At 52.0% G+C, this 15982-nt stretch carries 18 protein-coding genes; 11 read left to right on the top strand and 7 right to left on the bottom strand.

Annotated elements, in window-relative coordinates; translation table 11 throughout:
• Positions 1–253: 253 nt before the first annotated feature.
• The gene (waaA, locus tag OGV75_RS23295) at positions 254–1531 is read left to right on the top strand and encodes a lipid IV(A) 3-deoxy-D-manno-octulosonic acid transferase (protein WP_103284427.1); all 1278 of its coding nucleotides are present in this window, start codon (positions 254–256) and stop codon (positions 1529–1531) included.
• A gap of 8 nt (positions 1532–1539) precedes the next feature.
• The gene (coaD, locus tag OGV75_RS23300; protein ID WP_016154984.1) at positions 1540–2019 is read left to right on the top strand and encodes a pantetheine-phosphate adenylyltransferase; all 480 of its coding nucleotides are present in this window, start codon (positions 1540–1542) and stop codon (positions 2017–2019) included.
• A 47-nt stretch (positions 2020–2066) separates the two neighbouring features.
• On the opposite strand, the gene mutM is transcribed toward coaD, so the two are convergent.
• From mutM to radC, 4 genes are all read right to left on the bottom strand, one after another.
• Positions 2067–2876: a bifunctional DNA-formamidopyrimidine glycosylase/DNA-(apurinic or apyrimidinic site) lyase gene (gene mutM / locus OGV75_RS23305; RefSeq protein WP_019078041.1), complete on the bottom strand. Its 810-nt coding sequence runs from the start codon at positions 2874–2876 to the stop codon at positions 2067–2069.
• A gap of 98 nt (positions 2877–2974) precedes the next feature.
• Positions 2975–3142, bottom strand: coding sequence for a 50S ribosomal protein L33 (gene rpmG, locus OGV75_RS23310; protein ID WP_003024094.1), 168 nt, complete (start codon positions 3140–3142; stop codon positions 2975–2977).
• A gap of 20 nt (positions 3143–3162) precedes the next feature.
• Complete coding sequence (gene rpmB / locus OGV75_RS23315; protein WP_003024071.1) at positions 3163–3399, bottom strand: 50S ribosomal protein L28; 237 nt, start codon at positions 3397–3399, stop codon at positions 3163–3165.
• 276 nt (positions 3400–3675) lie between these two features.
• Complete coding sequence (gene radC, locus OGV75_RS23320; RefSeq protein ID WP_016154986.1) at positions 3676–4341, bottom strand: RadC family protein; 666 nt, start codon at positions 4339–4341, stop codon at positions 3676–3678.
• Positions 4342–4513: 172 nt separating this feature from the next.
• Between radC and coaBC the strand changes: the two genes are divergently transcribed.
• The 3 genes from coaBC to slmA all read left to right on the top strand — a co-directional run bounded on the left by coaBC (position 4514) and on the right by slmA (position 6883).
• Positions 4514–5734, top strand: a complete 1221-nt coding sequence (gene coaBC, locus OGV75_RS23325; protein ID WP_088583168.1) for a bifunctional phosphopantothenoylcysteine decarboxylase/phosphopantothenate--cysteine ligase CoaBC — start codon at positions 4514–4516, stop codon at positions 5732–5734.
• The gene (gene dut / locus OGV75_RS23330; RefSeq protein WP_016154988.1) at positions 5712–6170 is read left to right on the top strand and encodes a dUTP diphosphatase; all 459 of its coding nucleotides are present in this window, start codon (positions 5712–5714) and stop codon (positions 6168–6170) included. Before coaBC ends, dut begins: the two co-directional genes overlap by 23 nt.
• Positions 6171–6286: 116 nt before the next feature.
• The gene (gene slmA / locus OGV75_RS23335; RefSeq protein WP_016154989.1) at positions 6287–6883 is read left to right on the top strand and encodes a nucleoid occlusion factor SlmA; all 597 of its coding nucleotides are present in this window, start codon (positions 6287–6289) and stop codon (positions 6881–6883) included.
• Between the two features lie 87 nt (positions 6884–6970).
• Here the strand turns inward: slmA and pyrE are convergent, their stop codons facing one another.
• Positions 6971–7612, bottom strand: a complete 642-nt coding sequence (gene pyrE, locus OGV75_RS23340) for an orotate phosphoribosyltransferase (protein ID WP_016157763.1) — start codon at positions 7610–7612, stop codon at positions 6971–6973.
• A gap of 65 nt (positions 7613–7677) precedes the next feature.
• The gene (gene rph, locus OGV75_RS23345; protein WP_016154991.1) at positions 7678–8394 is read right to left on the bottom strand and encodes a ribonuclease PH; all 717 of its coding nucleotides are present in this window, start codon (positions 8392–8394) and stop codon (positions 7678–7680) included.
• Between the two features lie 125 nt (positions 8395–8519).
• On the opposite strand from rph, the gene OGV75_RS23350 reads away from it, so the two are divergent.
• A complete protein-coding gene (locus tag OGV75_RS23350) occupies positions 8520–9383 on the top strand; it encodes a YicC/YloC family endoribonuclease (protein ID WP_019078038.1) in 864 nt (287 codons plus the stop codon).
• 256 nt (positions 9384–9639) lie between these two features.
• The gene (locus OGV75_RS23355) at positions 9640–10257 is read left to right on the top strand and encodes a trimeric intracellular cation channel family protein (RefSeq protein WP_003024049.1); all 618 of its coding nucleotides are present in this window, start codon (positions 9640–9642) and stop codon (positions 10255–10257) included.
• Here the strand turns inward: OGV75_RS23355 and ligB are convergent.
• Positions 10254–11933, bottom strand: coding sequence for an NAD-dependent DNA ligase LigB (gene ligB, locus OGV75_RS23360; protein WP_200014303.1), 1680 nt, complete (start codon positions 11931–11933; stop codon positions 10254–10256). The genes OGV75_RS23355 and ligB overlap by 4 nt on opposite strands.
• Before the next feature lie 261 nt (positions 11934–12194).
• Between ligB and gmk the strand changes: the two genes are divergently transcribed.
• Genes gmk through trmH form a run of 4 tightly spaced genes read left to right on the top strand, consistent with a single transcriptional unit; the run spans position 12195 to position 15981 of the window.
• On the top strand, positions 12195–12818 hold the full coding sequence (gmk, locus tag OGV75_RS23365) for a guanylate kinase (protein ID WP_053388718.1): 624 nt from the start codon (positions 12195–12197) through the stop codon (positions 12816–12818).
• Positions 12819–12872: 54 nt separating this feature from the next.
• Positions 12873–13148, top strand: a complete 276-nt coding sequence (rpoZ, locus tag OGV75_RS23370) for a DNA-directed RNA polymerase subunit omega (protein ID WP_000135058.1) — start codon at positions 12873–12875, stop codon at positions 13146–13148.
• Between the two features lie 18 nt (positions 13149–13166).
• A complete protein-coding gene (gene spoT, locus OGV75_RS23375) occupies positions 13167–15281 on the top strand; it encodes a bifunctional GTP diphosphokinase/guanosine-3',5'-bis pyrophosphate 3'-pyrophosphohydrolase (RefSeq protein WP_047358799.1) in 2115 nt (704 codons plus the stop codon).
• A gap of 10 nt (positions 15282–15291) precedes the next feature.
• Entirely contained in the window at positions 15292–15981 is a 690-nt protein-coding gene (gene trmH, locus OGV75_RS23380) for a tRNA (guanosine(18)-2'-O)-methyltransferase TrmH (protein WP_286481331.1), read from the top strand.
• Position 15982: the final 1 nt, after the last annotated feature.

Here is a 15982-nt window from a genome sequence, read left to right on the forward strand (position 1 = left end):
GAATATTTTTTGAACAAACTTTAAAATAACCTATTAAAAACATTAAGATATAAAATGAAGCAATTCACGAGAAAACTCACGCCGCACAAGACGTTAAGTCATGTAAATGTACCAATAGACATTTTTGAAATAGCTACCGGTTAAAACAATGCCTCACGAATTCCATCGTTTTGAGACAACCTGGATAAAAATGATGGTAAAGCCACAGCTAAATACATAGAATCCCCAGCACATTCATAAGTCAGCTACCATTATGCTCGAATTGCTTTACACCGCCCTTTTCTACCTTATTCAGCCTTTGATCTGGGTACGGCTTTGGGTGCGCGGACGTAAGGCTCCGGCCTACCGTAAACGCTGGGGTGAACGCTACGGCTTTTACCGCCGTCCGCTAAAACCAGGCGGCATCATGCTTCATTCGGTTTCCGTGGGCGAAACGCTGGCAGCTATCCCATTAGTCCGCGCTCTGCGACATCGTTACCCCGACTTGCCGATCACGGTCACCACCATGACGCCAACCGGTTCCGAGCGCGTACAATCCGCTTTTGGCCCTGACGTTCAGCATATTTATCTGCCGTACGATTTACCGGATGCCCTAAATCGTTTCCTGAATAAAGTTGACCCCAAACTGGTGTTAATTATGGAAACCGAGCTGTGGCCGAATCTGATTGCAGCACTGCATAAGCGCCATATTCCGTTGGTCATTGCCAATGCACGTCTTTCTGCTCGCTCAGCTGCTGGCTACGCTAAATTAGGTAAATTTGTTGGCAGGCTACTGCGCCGAATTACGTTGATTGCCGCCCAGAACGAAGAAGATGGCGATCGTTTTATCACGCTTGGTGCCAGAAGCAATCAGGTCACCGTTACCGGTAGCCTGAAGTTTGATATTTCCGTCACGCCGCAGCTGGCCGCAAAAGCAATTACATTGCGTCGTCAATGGGCACCTCACCGCCCGGTATGGATTGCAACCAGCACGCACGACGGCGAAGAAAGCATTATCATTGCCGCCCATCAGGCGTTATTAAACCAGTTCCCTAATCTTTTACTGATTCTGGTACCCAGACATCCTGAACGGTTCCCGGATGCCATTAACCTCGTACGCCAGGCTGGGCTAAGCTATACGACACGTTCTTCGGGCGAAGTTCCATCATCAGGAACCCAGGTCGTAATCGGCGACACCATGGGCGAGTTGATGTTGCTGTACGGCATTGCTGACCTTGCTTTTGTTGGCGGTTCGCTGGTTGAGCGCGGTGGACACAACCCACTGGAAGCCGCGGCGCACGCCATTCCGGTACTGATGGGGCCACATACTTTTAATTTTAAAGATATTTGCGCCCGCCTCGAACAGGCAAGCGGATTGATCACCGTCACCGACGCAACTACGCTGGTGAAAGAGGTCTCTTCTTTACTGACCGATGCCGATTATCGTAATTTTTATGGCCGTCACGCAGTTGAAGTTCTGTATCAAAATCAGGGCGCGCTTCAGCGTCTGCTGCAGCTGCTGGAACCTTATCTGCCACCCAAAACGCATTGAGGCAAGTCATGCAAAAACGGGCGATTTATCCAGGAACCTTTGATCCCATTACTAACGGCCACCTCGATATCGTGACACGAGCGACAAGCATGTTCGATCACGTAATCCTGGCGATTGCCGCAAGTCCCAGTAAAAAACCGATGTTTACTCTGGAAGAGCGCGTTGAGCTGGCACAACAGGCAACGGCGCATCTCGGTAATGTGGAGGTTCTGGGATTCAGCGACCTGATGGCAAACTTTGCCCGCGATAATCAGGCTAACATTCTGATCCGTGGCCTGCGTGCGGTAGCCGATTTTGAGTATGAAATGCAGCTGGCCCATATGAACCGTCATCTGATGCCACAACTGGAAAGCGTCTTTCTGATGCCGTCTAAAGAGTGGTCATTTATCTCATCGTCACTGGTGAAAGAAGTTGCCCGCCACCAGGGTGACGTAGCGCACTTTCTGCCGGAAAACGTTCATCAGGCATTATTGAGTAAACTGAAGTAATGCGTCTGGCCGGATGAGGCATACGCTACGTCCGGCCGATAATGGTGTTATTTCTGACAGCGACGGCAATAAAACGTTGTGCGCTGAGCGTGTTTTGTCGCAATGATTGGCGCGCCGCATACGCGACAGGGTTCACCTTCTCTCCCATAGACCTGCAGCTCCTGGGCAAAATAACCCGGCTTACCGTCACTTTGCAGAAAGTCCTTCAGCGTGGTCCCGCCCTGCTCGATAGAACGCAGCAAAACCGCCTTGATAACGCGCACCAGCAGTTCGCACTCATCCTGCGACAAAGATGACGCCAGACGGTCAGGGTGGATACCAGCCGCAAACAGCGACTCGCTGGCATAGATGTTTCCCACCCCCACGACCAGCTTGTTATCCATCAGCCAGGGTTTAATCGCAGTTTTCTTCTTCGCACATTTCTGCTGCAGATAACCAGCATTGAAATCGTCGCTCAGCGGCTCAGGGCCAAGATGGGCGAGGACATTATGCCCATCCAGCTCTTTAGTCCACAGCCAGGCGCCAAAACGACGCGGATCGGTATAGCGCAGGACTTTGCCGTTACTCATCACTAAGTCGACGTGGTCATGTTTTTCTGCCGGAAGCTCTTCAGAAAGGATACGCAAACTACCCGACATCCCCAGGTGAATGATTACCCAGCCATCTGATAGCTCCAGCAGCAGGTATTTCGCGCGCCGCTGTACGCTCAGGACAGGTTTATCACTCAGACGATAGATTTCCTCTGATACTGGCCAACGCAAACGACCGTTACGCACAGTCGCGTGCATAATCGTTGCCCCCACCAGATGCGGCTCAATACCGCGGCGGCTGGTTTCGACTTCAGGTAATTCAGGCATAGTATCTCCGGCTGTGTATCAGGTCTCATTAATATGGGGACGGCCAGAAAACAAAAAACCCCGCCGAGGCAGGGTTTTTCTTTACATCAAAGCGGAAATTATTTGATTTTCGCTTCTTTGTATAAAACGTGCTGACGAACAACTGGATCGAACTTTTTCAGCTCCAGTTTTTCCGGCTTAGTACGTTTGTTCTTCGTGGTGGTATAGAAGTGACCAGTACCAGCAGAAGAAACCAGCTTGATTTTCTCACGAATACCTTTAGCCATGATTTATTTCCTCTTAGTACTTAGTACTTTTCGCCACGGGCACGCAGTTCAGACAGAACTGTTTCGATGCCTTTCTTATCAATAACACGCATACCTTTAGCAGATACACGCAGGGTGACAAAACGCTTCTCGCTCTCAACCCAAAAACGGTGAGAGTGCAGGTTAGGCAGGAAACGGCGTTTAGTCGCGTTCAGTGCGTGGGAACGGTTGTTACCGGTCACCGGACGCTTGCCAGTAACTTGGCAGACTCGGGACATGTCTATTCTCCAAAAATCAAATTAGCTCGAGCTTCGTATGGGGTATTGGCGCCTCGTCAGGCTTCTCAGCCCGGTTATCGCAGTTCAATACACTAAATCTTTCATCGTTGCCTCGTCATTGGACGCAACAAGAATGATTTTGCGTATTTGCGAACTCTCGATTGCCAGGCCCAAATGCCAAACCCGAGATTCTCAAAGGTGGCGTAGTATACGCTGAGTCAGCGATGTGCTCAAGTCCCGAACAGACAAAGATCCCGATGGATCGCGTAAAGTGCGTTAAATCCAACCGCGTTCCGCAAAAGAAACGTACTCTCCGCGCCCAATGACCAGATGATCAAGCACCCGGATATCCATGAACTGACAGCATTTCACAACACGCTCGGTGATGAGTTTATCTGCTTTGCTCGGCTCTGCACACCCCGAAGGGTGATTATGTGCAAGGATCACCGCAGAAGCATTCATTTTTATCGCTTCGCGGACAATTTCTCGCGGATGCACTTCAACGTGGCTTAGCGTTCCAGAAAAAAGTTTACGGTGTTTAATCACGCGATGTTGAGAATCCATAAAGATCACATAGAAGATCTCGCGTTCCTCTTGCGAAAGCTGGCTTTGCAGAAATTCACGCGCCATTTCCGGGCTAAGTATCGCACGCTCCTCTATCACCTGTACGTTGTAGTAGCGCCTTGCCAGCTCCACTATTCCCTTCAACTGTGCGTACTTCGCGATACCGATACCCTGAACATAGCTGAAATCCATGTAATCAGCAGACAACAGGCCATACAGCGAATCAAAATGCTGAAGCATCTCTTTCGCCAGCGTAAGCACATCTTTACCCAGTATCCCGGTGCGTAGAAAAAGAGCCAGTAGCTCTACGTCGGTCAGCGAACTGGCCCCCTGCGCCAACAGCTTTTCCCGAGGCATTATACGTCCTGTATTTTCCATGCTTTTCCCCTCCTTTCGCGTCCGCATAATGGCATAACGCCAGCGGCGAATCGACGCTCTGTTTTCACTTCTTCGTAGAGCCTCGCAAACTGGAGCGCGGGCAAAAGCACGACACATTGCGGATTGTGATAAAATATCCGCCTTCTGGTGAAACCCAACAGGAAAGATCATGATGAGTCTGGCCGGTAAAAAAATCGTACTTGGCGTCAGTGGCGGGATTGCTGCGTACAAAACCCCTGAGCTGGTGCGTCGTTTACGGGAACGCGGCGCAGACGTCCGCGTGGCGATGACCGAAGCAGCAAAAGCGTTTATTACTCCTCTGAGCTTACAGGCGGTTTCGGGCTATCCCGTTTCCGACAGCCTGCTTGACCCCGCAGCCGAAGCCGCGATGGGCCATATTGAACTGGGGAAATGGGCCGATTTGGTTATACTGGCCCCAGCGACGGCAGATCTGATTGCCCGCGTTGCCGCAGGTATGGCCAACGATCTGGTGTCTACGATCTGTCTGGCAACGCCAGCGCCTGTTGCCGTGCTGCCGGCTATGAACCAGCAGATGTACCGCGCCGCCGCTACCCAACACAATCTGGGCATTCTTGCCTCGCGCGGTTTGCTCATTTGGGGTCCTGACAGCGGTAGTCAGGCATGTGGTGATGTCGGTCCTGGACGTATGCTGGATCCGTTAACAATTGTGGATATGGCGGCAGAACATTTTTCACCTGTCAAAGATCTGCAACATCTCAACATCATGATTACAGCAGGCCCGACGCGTGAACCGCTTGATCCCGTGCGTTATATTTCCAACCACAGCTCCGGGAAAATGGGATTTGCTATCGCGGCCGCTGCCGCAAAACGCGGGGCAAACGTCACGCTGGTATCAGGTCCGGTTTCGTTACCTACACCACCTTTTGTCCAGCGCATTGATGTGATGACCGCGCTGGAAATGGAAGCCGCCGTGCAATCTGCGGTGCAACAACAGCATATTTTTATCGGCTGCGCCGCAGTCGCTGATTATCGCGCTGAAACTGTCGCCAGTGAAAAAATCAAAAAACAGGCAACGCAGGGTGATGAATTAACAGTAAAAATGGTCAAAAACCCGGACATCATCGCTGGTGTTGCCGCACTGGATGCTAATCGTCCTTTTGTCGTTGGGTTTGCCGCCGAAACAAATAATGTGGAAGAATATGCCCGGCAAAAACGCATCCGCAAAAACCTTGATGTGATCTGTGCGAACGACGTTTCGCTGTCCACTCAAGGATTTAACAGCGACAGCAACGCATTACACCTTTTTTGGCAGGATGGAGATAAAGTCTTACCGCTTGAGCGCAAAGAACTCCTGGGCCAATTATTACTCGACGAGATCGTGACCCGTTATGATGAAAAAAATCGACGTTAAGATTCTGGACCCGCGCGTAGGGCAACAATTTCCGCTCCCGACGTACGCCACTTCTGGTTCTGCCGGACTTGACCTGCGTGCCTGTCTTGATGACGCCGTAGAACTGGCGCCTGGCGCAACAACGCTGGTGCCAACCGGGTTAGCTATCCACATTGCCGATCCTTCTCTTGCGGCAGTGATGCTCCCGCGCTCCGGGCTGGGCCATAAGCACGGGATCGTACTGGGCAATCTGGTCGGTTTGATTGATTCCGACTACCAGGGCCAGCTGATGGTTTCAATCTGGAACCGTGGTCAGGACAACTTTACTATTGAACCGGGCGAACGTATCGCGCAGATGGTATTTGTACCGGTCGTCCAGGCTGAATTTAATTTGGTGGAAGAGTTCGAAGCCACCGATCGTGGCGAAGGTGGCTTCGGCCATTCCGGGCGCAAGTAACCCGCAGAAAAGTATCTCACAGCGTAATAACGCAATAACACACCGCAAACACCAGTTTGCGGTCGCTGTGTGGATGCCTGCCTGGCAAGAGCTTATTTTCAGGGGTATTTTGTAACATGGTAGAAAAGCAAACTGCGAAAAGGAATCGTCGCGAAGAAATACTTCAGTCTCTGGCACTGATGCTTGAGTCCAGCGATGGTAGCCAACGCATCACGACAGCTAAACTGGCGGCCTCTGTGGGCGTTTCCGAAGCGGCCTTGTATCGCCATTTTCCCAGCAAGACCCGCATGTTCGATAGCCTGATTGAGTTTATCGAAGATAGTCTGATTACCCGTATCAATCTGATTTTGAAAGATGAAAAGGACACTAACGCGCGATTGCGTCTGATCGTACTGCTGATTTTAGGGTTCGGTGAACGTAATCCTGGCCTGACGCGAATTCTGACCGGACACGCGTTGATGTTCGAGCAAGACCGTCTGCAAGGCCGTATTAACCAGCTTTTTGAGCGAATTGAGGCGCAGTTACGCCAGGTTCTGCGAGAAAAAAGAATGCGTGAAGGTGAAGGCTACACCGTGGATGAAACGCTGCTGGCCAGCCAGCTACTGGCTTTCTGCGAAGGTATGCTGTCCCGGTTTGTACGTAGCGAATTTAAATACCGCCCAACGGATGATTTCGACATCCGCTGGCCGTTGGTTGCCGCTCAATTGCAGTAACACCGTTGTTGGATGGCGACCTCGCCTATTTTGCCTACGAACCCTGCGGTGCGTAGACTGGATAAGCGCAGCGCCATCCGGCAGTTCTTATACGCCGTACGCTTCGCGATACGCCCGTACTGCGGCCAAGTGTTCTGCCATTTCTGGTTTTTCTTCCAGATACGCAATCAGATCTTTCAGAGTAATGATAGAAATCACCTTGCAGCCATAATCGCGTTCCACTTCCTGAATCGCTGAAATCTCGCCGCGACCGCGTTCCTGACGATCGAGAGAAATCAGTACCCCCGCCAGCGTGGCGCCGTTAGCCTGAATAATTTCCATCGACTCACGAATAGCCGTACCTGCAGTGATAACATCATCCACCAGCATTACACGCCCCTCAAGTGCGCTACCTACCAGATTACCGCCTTCACCGTGGGTCTTCGCCTCTTTACGGTTAAAGCAGTACGGCAAATCTTTATCGTGGTGTTCCGCCAGTGCAACAGCCGTGGTGGTCGCAATCGGGATACCTTTGTAGGCCGGACCAAACAGCAAATCGAACTCAATACCGGAATCCATCAGCGCTTCGGCATAAAAACGGCCTAACAGTGCCAGGCAGCGCCCGGTATTAAACAGCCCGGCGTTGAAGAAATAGGGGCTTTTACGCCCTGATTTCAGCGTAAACTCGCCAAACTTTAGTACCTGCTTGCTAAGCGCAAACTCAATAAACTGGCGCTGATACGGTTTCATGGATTCGCTCCTCATCTCACTTTATTACAGACAAAAAAAAGGCGACTCATCAGTCGCCTTTAAAATCAATTTTCTAACGCCGCCTTCTGCGTCGTTACAATGGATTCGATTCCCCCTCGGGCTAACGCCAGTAGGGTGAGAAGTTCTTCATGGCTGAACGGCTCGCCTTCTGCCGTACCCTGCACCTCTATAATGCGTCCGTCTTCAGTCATCACCACGTTCATGTCGGTTTCTGCGGCAGAGTCCTCAACGTATTCGAGGTCACAGAGCGCTTCACCGTTCACAATGCCCACGGAAACCGCGGCGACCATCCCTTTCATCGGGTTAGTTTTCAGTTTACCGCTCGCAACCAGCTTGTTCAGCGCATCAGCCAACGCCACACATGCGCCGGTAATTGATGCAGTGCGCGTACCGCCATCTGCCTGAATAACATCGCAGTCCAGCGTAATAGTGAATTCACCGAGCGTCTTCAGATCAACGGCGGCGCGCAGCGCACGAGCGATCAGACGCTGGATTTCCATGGTACGACCGCCCTGCTTACCTTTCGCCGCTTCACGGGCGTTACGGGTGTGCGTGGCGCGTGGCAGCATGCCATATTCTGCGGTGATCCAGCCCTGGCCCTGACCTTTCAGAAAACGCGGTACGCCTTCATCAATAGAGGCAGTACACAGCACTTTGGTATCACCAAATTCGACCAGCACGGAGCCTTCAGCGTGTTTTGTATAATTACGGGTCAGGGTGACGGGACGCACCTGGTTGGCACTACGACCTGCTGGACGCATGATAAAATCTCCGGCTTGAAACGAATGTGGCTGCGCATTATACGGACTTCCGACTGTTATTCCTATCCTGACAAGACGTGGATGGCTATAATCCTCCCATCTCATCTTTAAAAACAGGAACGTCTATGATCCGCAGCATGACCGCCTACGCCCGGCGTGAAATCAAGGGTGAATGGGGTAGCGCTACCTGGGAAATGCGCTCGGTAAACCAGCGTTATCTGGAAACTTATTTTCGCCTGCCGGAACAGTTCCGTAGTCTTGAACCCGTTGTTCGCGAACGTATTCGCACGCGTCTGACGCGCGGTAAAGTCGAGTGTACGCTGCGTTTTGAGCCTGATGCCAGCGCCCAGGGCGAGCTGATTCTAAATGAAAAGCTCGCTAAACAGCTCGTTAGCGCTGCTAACTGGGTCAAAATGCAGAGTGATGAAGGTGAAATTAACCCAGTTGATATCCTGCGCTGGCCAGGCGTAATGGCTGCCCAGGAGCAAGATCTGGACGCCATTGCCGCCGAGATCCTCGCCGCGCTTGACGGTACGCTGGATGACTTCATCGTCGCGCGTGAAACCGAAGGTCAGGCGCTGAAAGCGCTGATCGAGCAGCGTCTGGAAGGCGTCAGCACTGAAGTCGCTAAAGTGCGTGCACATATGCCGGAAATTCTGCAATGGCAGCGTGAGCGTCTGGTAGCCAAACTGGAAGACGCCCAGGTGCAACTGGAGAATAACCGCCTTGAGCAAGAACTGGTGCTGATGGCGCAGCGCATAGATGTAGCAGAAGAGTTAGATCGTCTGGAAGCCCACGTCAAAGAAACCTACAACATTCTGAAGAAAAAAGAGGCTGTTGGCCGTCGTCTGGACTTCATGATGCAGGAATTCAACCGTGAGTCGAACACTCTTGCATCCAAGTCTATCAATGCCGAGGTGACTAATTCCGCAATTGAACTGAAGGTATTGATCGAGCAAATGCGCGAGCAAATTCAGAATATCGAGTAAACTCCATTCCACGTAGCCCACCCATAAACGACGGGGCTACGTGTTTTTCCCAACACTTCGGTTGTGACCCATCCAGTTCGAATTATATTTTCTCATCATTTATTGTCACCATTCATAAAGTAAAGCCCATGCCATAACGCATTTACAAAAAACTCACATTAGCTGTAGTTATTAAAATCACTTCACCTTAGAAAATCTCAATCGTGACAATGCGCACAAATCGTTAACCTTAGCCCCAGCAAATCAGGGGGAATACATGCTGTTACACGTTTTATATTTAATTGGTATTACTGCCGAAGCCATGACCGGTGCACTTGCGGCTGGGCGTCGTCGTATGGATACATTTGGCGTCATTATCATTGCCACCGCGACGGCCATTGGCGGCGGCTCGGTACGCGACATTCTTCTCGGCCACTATCCGCTCGGCTGGGTAAAGCACCCTGAATACGTCATTATCGTGGCGACCGCTGCGGTACTAACCACCATTATTGCCCCCGTCATGCCCTATCTGCGTAAAATATTCCTCGTCCTGGATGCGCTGGGCCTGGTGGTCTTTTCTATTATTGGCGCCCAGGTGGCGCTGGATATGGGTCATGGACCGATTATTGCCGTGGTCGCGGCGGTCACTACCGGGGTCTTTGGTGGTGTATTACGTGACATGTTCTGCAAACGCATCCCGTTAGTATTCCAGAAAGAACTGTATGCCGGCGTTTCATTTGCCGCTGCTGTGCTGTATATCGTGCTGCAACATTATGTCTCCAGCCACGATGTGGTGGTGATCTCTACCCTGCTCTTTGGCTTTACCGCCCGACTGCTGGCGCTGCGCCTGAAGTTGGGGCTGCCGGTATTTTACTATCGCCATGAAGGCCATTAAGGCATAAAGCCCGTGATCCGCTGAGCAGCTAACCAGTTGCTCAGCGCTGTGATCTCTTTATCCTCCAGCCACTGAATAACCTGTCGTGCCCGTCGCTCCCCCATGAAAGGAAGTTGCCGCCAGCTTTGTTCACTGCGTTCCCGTAACTGCTGCCACGATCCATCCCGACTGGCATTCAACGTTGCCTGTGTTAACGGTATTCCCATGGCAATCACCCAGCGCGTAAATGGAAGATGGCGTGACAGATTGAACTGATGCCACAGCTTCCCCCCTTTGTTCACGCCAAATGTGGACTGTAGCTGCTCCTGCGTTAATCCAAGCCAGGAAAAGATATGTTCAAAGCGATACGTCTGATGTAACTCCCGCCATCCCGCTTCGCCCATACCCTCCAGCCCTAGCACATCTTTGGCCCCCAGCCAGACGAGCCTGGCAACAAACTGTTCCTGACACTCCGCTGTGGCATAAAAACAAGTTAGTGAATTGAAGCGCCCCTCAGGTGGCGCTGGCTTATTACGCTGGGTGCTGCGCCAGACCACCTCATCTATACGGGGAATCCCCTGTCCAGCCAGACTTATCAGAATCTGATCGCCAGGCGCAATATCCCATTCATTCCAGCGCCGTACTGAGCCAATATTGACGCGCTGCACCCGCTTATCATCCAGCATGACGGGGACCAGCAATGCAACCACCGCAATTTTCCCACTTTTGCCAACGGAGAACTGGATACCCGTCACCTCAGATACCCTGGCCACGGGAGGATATTTCCACGCAGCCAGCCAGTCTCCCTGTCCGGGTAGCCAGTATTGCGCCCGCGGTTCTTTTCCCGTTCGCACCACCACACCATCCGTCACAAAAGGTAATGCTGAAGTCCACCACCCGGCGCGCGCCTGCTCGACATCATCCGCACTCTTCACGGCCTGAGTATATCGTTGCGTGAAACTGAACCCGGCAGCAGTGAGTTGCTCAAGTCTTTCCGACATGGCAACTGGACCATCAGGCCAGGCCCAGATAAAAATAGCCAGCGAGCGTAACATTTCCGGGTTGCTCTGGCGCATCATCATTCCAGCAACCTTTGAGCGGGCGTTCATTCCCCCTCTCTGCTGCTGAATATGCCCTTGTTGCTGCAAAAATATCTCCCCCTGCAACGTACTGTTAGAAAGCAGCCCGCTGGTAGTACGTGGAACGGAAGGGATCTGAAGAACCTTTTGCGTCCAGTCTTCGCCTTTCAGACCGTTACCACGGCTAATCGCCCGTATCAGATTGCCATTGCGATAAACCAGCGTGACCGCCACGCCATCCACCTTCGGCTGCACCCAGAGATCGCTACGAGCATGCATCCATTGTTGTAGCGCTTGCTTATCGGCAAGTTTTCGAACTCCCGTGTGGGGAACGGTGTGCGAGACGGTTCCACTTATTGGGGGCGCAGATAGATCTGATGGGGCTTCATCGCCAAAACAGCGCTGCCACTGGATGAGCTGCGCATTGAGCTGGTCATAAACGGCGTCGTCTACGACACTTTCCCCTTGTTTCCAGTAACTGTCATTCCACTGTGTTATCTGCTGCTGTAGTCGTGAAATTTCCTCTTGTGCCCTGGCAGGCGACCAGACGGGGCATACCGCCCATGAGGGTAGATACCACATTAGCAAAACCAGCCCTATGCATTTCCATAATCCCATGCTATCTCCGCTGAACAGTACGTTTCCCGGCAGATATAACGCGAATTAAAATGGAAACAGAGCGGCAAAAACTCATCCTGCGCGCAACGTTCCTGACATTTGCACGAATTGCTGCAAATCGCGGATAAAACAGGAAACTGGTACGCAAAACGCAATAAACATGCGCAAAAAGTGTGACAAGGGCTACGTCACATAGCGGCTACGTGTATAATAAGCCCGTATGTAGGCTCTCTTTCGACAATCACATACATTAAGATACTCATGGCTCAAGGCACGCTTTATATTGTTTCTGCCCCCAGTGGCGCGGGTAAATCCAGCCTGATTCAGGCTTTATTAAAGACCCAACCGTTGTATGACACCCAGGTTTCTGTTTCGCACACCACGCGCGCACCGCGCCCGGGGGAAGTGCACGGTGAACACTATTTTTTTGTGAACCATGACGAATTCAGAACCATGATTGGCAGAGACGCGTTCCTGGAACACGCTGAGGTTTTCGGTAATTACTACGGCACCTCGCGTGAGACCATTGAGCAAGTATTAGCATCCGGCGTAGACGTCTTTTTAGATATCGACTGGCAAGGTGCGCAGCAGATTCGTCAAAAAATGCCGCATGCGCGCAGTATTTTTATTTTGCCGCCATCTAAGATTGAGCTGGATCGCCGTCTTCGTGGCCGCGGTCAGGATAGCGAAGACGTGATCGCAAAACGTATGGCGCAAGCTGTTGCAGAAATGAGCCATTACGCCGAATATGATTATCTTATTGTGAATGATGATTTCAATACCGCCCTGGGCGATTTGAAAACTATCATTCGCGCCGAACGTCTGCGCATGAGCCGCCAAAAGCAGCGTCATGACGCTTTAATCAGCAAACTGTTGGCAGACTGAACCCACATTCAGTATCATGCCCAGTCATTTCTTCACCTGTGGAGCATTTTAAGTATGGCACGCGTAACTGTTCAGGACGCTGTAGAGAAAATTGGTAACCGTTTTGACCTGGTACTGGTCGCCGCGCGTCGCGCTCGTCAGATGCAGGTAGGCGGAAAGGATCCGCTCGTACCGGAAGAAAACGATAAAACTACCGTTATCGCGCTGCGCGAAATCGAAGAAGGTCTGATCAACAACCAGATCCTCGACGTGCGTGAGCGCCAGGAACAGCAAGAGCAGGAAGCCGCTGAATTACAAGCCGTTACCGCTATTGCTGAAGGTCGTCGTTAATCACAAAGCGGGTCGCCCTTGTATCTGTTTGAAAGCCTGAATCAACTGATTCAAAACTACCTGCCGGAAGACCAGATTAAGCGTCTTCGGCAGGCGTATCTCGTTGCACGTGACGCTCACGAGGGCCAGACACGTTCAAGCGGTGAACCCTATATCACGCACCCGGTAGCGGTAGCCTGCATTCTGGCCGAGATGAAACTCGACTATGAAACGCTGATGGCTGCGCTGCTGCATGACGTGATTGAAGATACCCCTGCCACCTACCAGGACATGGAACAGCTTTTTGGTAAAAGCGTTGCTGAACTGGTAGAAGGGGTGTCGAAACTTGATAAGCTTAAGTTTCGCGACAAGAAAGAGGCGCAAGCTGAAAACTTTCGCAAGATGATTATGGCGATGGTGCAGGATATCCGCGTCATTCTCATCAAACTCGCTGACCGTACCCACAACATGCGCACGCTGGGCTCATTACGCCCGGACAAGCGTCGCCGCATCGCCCGTGAAACCCTCGAAATCTATAGTCCGCTGGCACACCGTTTAGGTATTCATCACATTAAAACCGAGCTGGAAGAGCTGGGTTTTGAAGCGCTGTACCCGAACCGCTATCGCGTGATTAAAGAAGTGGTTAAAGCCGCTCGTGGCAACCGCAAAGAGATGATCCAAAAAATCCTCTCGGAAATCGAAGGGCGTTTACAGGAGGCAGGCATTCCGTGTCGCGTAAGTGGCCGCGAGAAGCACCTGTACTCTATTTACTGCAAAATGGTGCTCAAAGAGCAGCGTTTTCACTCCATCATGGATATCTACGCTTTTCGCGTTATCGTTCATGATTCCGATACCTGTTATCGCGTACTCGGCCAGATGCACAGCCTGTACAAACCTCGTCCTGGTCGCGTGAAAGACTATATCGCCATTCCGAAAGCGAACGGATATCAGTCTTTGCACACCTCAATGATCGGCCCTCACGGCGTCCCGGTTGAAGTACAGATTCGTACCGAAGACATGGACCAGATGGCAGAAATGGGTGTAGCAGCGCACTGGGCTTACAAAGAGCACGGCGGCGAAAGCAGCACCACCGCACAAATCCGCGCTCAACGCTGGATGCAAAGCCTGCTGGAACTGCAGCAGAGCGCCGGTAGCTCGTTTGAATTTATTGAAAGCGTCAAATCTGATCTCTTCCCGGATGAGATTTATGTTTTCACACCGGAAGGGCGCATTGTCGAACTGCCTGCCGGTGCAACGCCTGTCGACTTCGCCTACGCCGTGCATACCGATATCGGTCACGCCTGCGTCGGCGCACGCGTCGACAGACAACCTTACCCACTTTCGCAGCCGCTCTTTAGCGGACAGACCGTTGAGATTATTACCGCTCCGGGCGCCCGTCCGAATGCAGCGTGGCTCAACTTCGTCGTCAGTTCGAAAGCGCGCGCCAAAATTCGCCAACTGCTGAAAAACCTCAAGCGCGATGATTCCGTCAGTCTGGGTCGTCGACTGCTCAACCATGCCTTAGGCGGTAGCCGTAAACTGGCTGAGATCCCGCCAGAGAGCATCCAGCGTGAGCTTGAGCGCATGAAGCTCGCCACGCTTGACGATCTGCTCGCGGAAATCGGTCTGGGTAACGCCATGAGCGTGGTGGTAGCGAAAAACCTCCAGCAGGGCGAAGCAATGGCAAACGTGCCAGCACAATCTGGTCACGGTCATCTGCCGATCAAAGGCGCAGATGGCGTGCTGATCACCTTCGCGAAATGCTGTCGTCCGATTCCTGGCGATCCAATCATTGCCCACGTCAGTCCGGGTAAAGGTCTGGTGATTCACCATGAATCCTGCCGTAACATTCGTGGCTATCAAAAAGAGCCAGAGAAGTTTATGGCGGTGGAATGGGATAAAGAGACAGAGCAGGAGTTCATCACCGAGATTAAGGTGGATATGTTTAACCACCAGGGTGCTCTGGCGAACCTGACGGCGGCAATCAACACGACCACCTCCAACATTCAAAGTCTGAATACGGAAGAGAAAGATGGCCGCGTCTATAGCGCCTTTATTCGCCTGACCGCTCGCGATCGCGTGCACTTAGCGAATATCATGCGCAAAATCCGCGTCATGCCGGACGTGATAAAAGTCACCCGTAACCGTAACTAGAACACGTTTTATGAATACTCAACGTTATGCACGTATTTGCGAGATGCTCGCACGTCGTCAGCCCGATCTGACCGTCTGCATGGAGCAGGTCCACAAACCTCATAACGTTTCTGCAATCATTCGTACTGCAGACGCGGTCGGCGTGCATGAAGTCCACGCCGTCTGGCCTGGTAGCCGTATGCGCACCATGGCCTCTTCTGCCGCAGGCAGCAACAGTTGGGTACAGGTGAAGACTCACCGCACTATTGGCGATGCGGTCACACATTTAAAAAGCCAGGGCATGCAGGTTCTGGCAACACATCTGTCAGATAAAGCCGTAGATTTTCGCGAGATTGATTACACGCGCCCCACCTGCATCCTGATGGGCCAGGAGAAAACCGGCATCACTCAGGAAGCGTTGGATCTGGCGGATCAGGACATCATCATTCCCATGACTGGCATGGTGCAATCGCTGAACGTTTCGGTCGCCTCCGCGCTGATTCTGTACGAAGCACAGCGCCAGCGGCAAAACGCCGGCATGTACCGACGAGAAAACAGCATGCTGGCGCAAGATGAGCAGCAGCGTTTGCTGTTTGAAGGCGGTTATCCGGTGCTGGCGAATGTCGCTAAGCGCAAAGGTCTTCCCTACCCCCACGTAAACACGCAGGGCGAAATTGAAGCCGATGCAACGTGGTGGGCCGCTATGCAATCTGCGAGATAAA

Source organism: Citrobacter sp. Cb028 (assembly GCF_030336705.1).
In the GTDB taxonomy this organism is placed as follows: domain Bacteria; phylum Pseudomonadota; class Gammaproteobacteria; order Enterobacterales; family Enterobacteriaceae; genus Citrobacter; species Citrobacter braakii.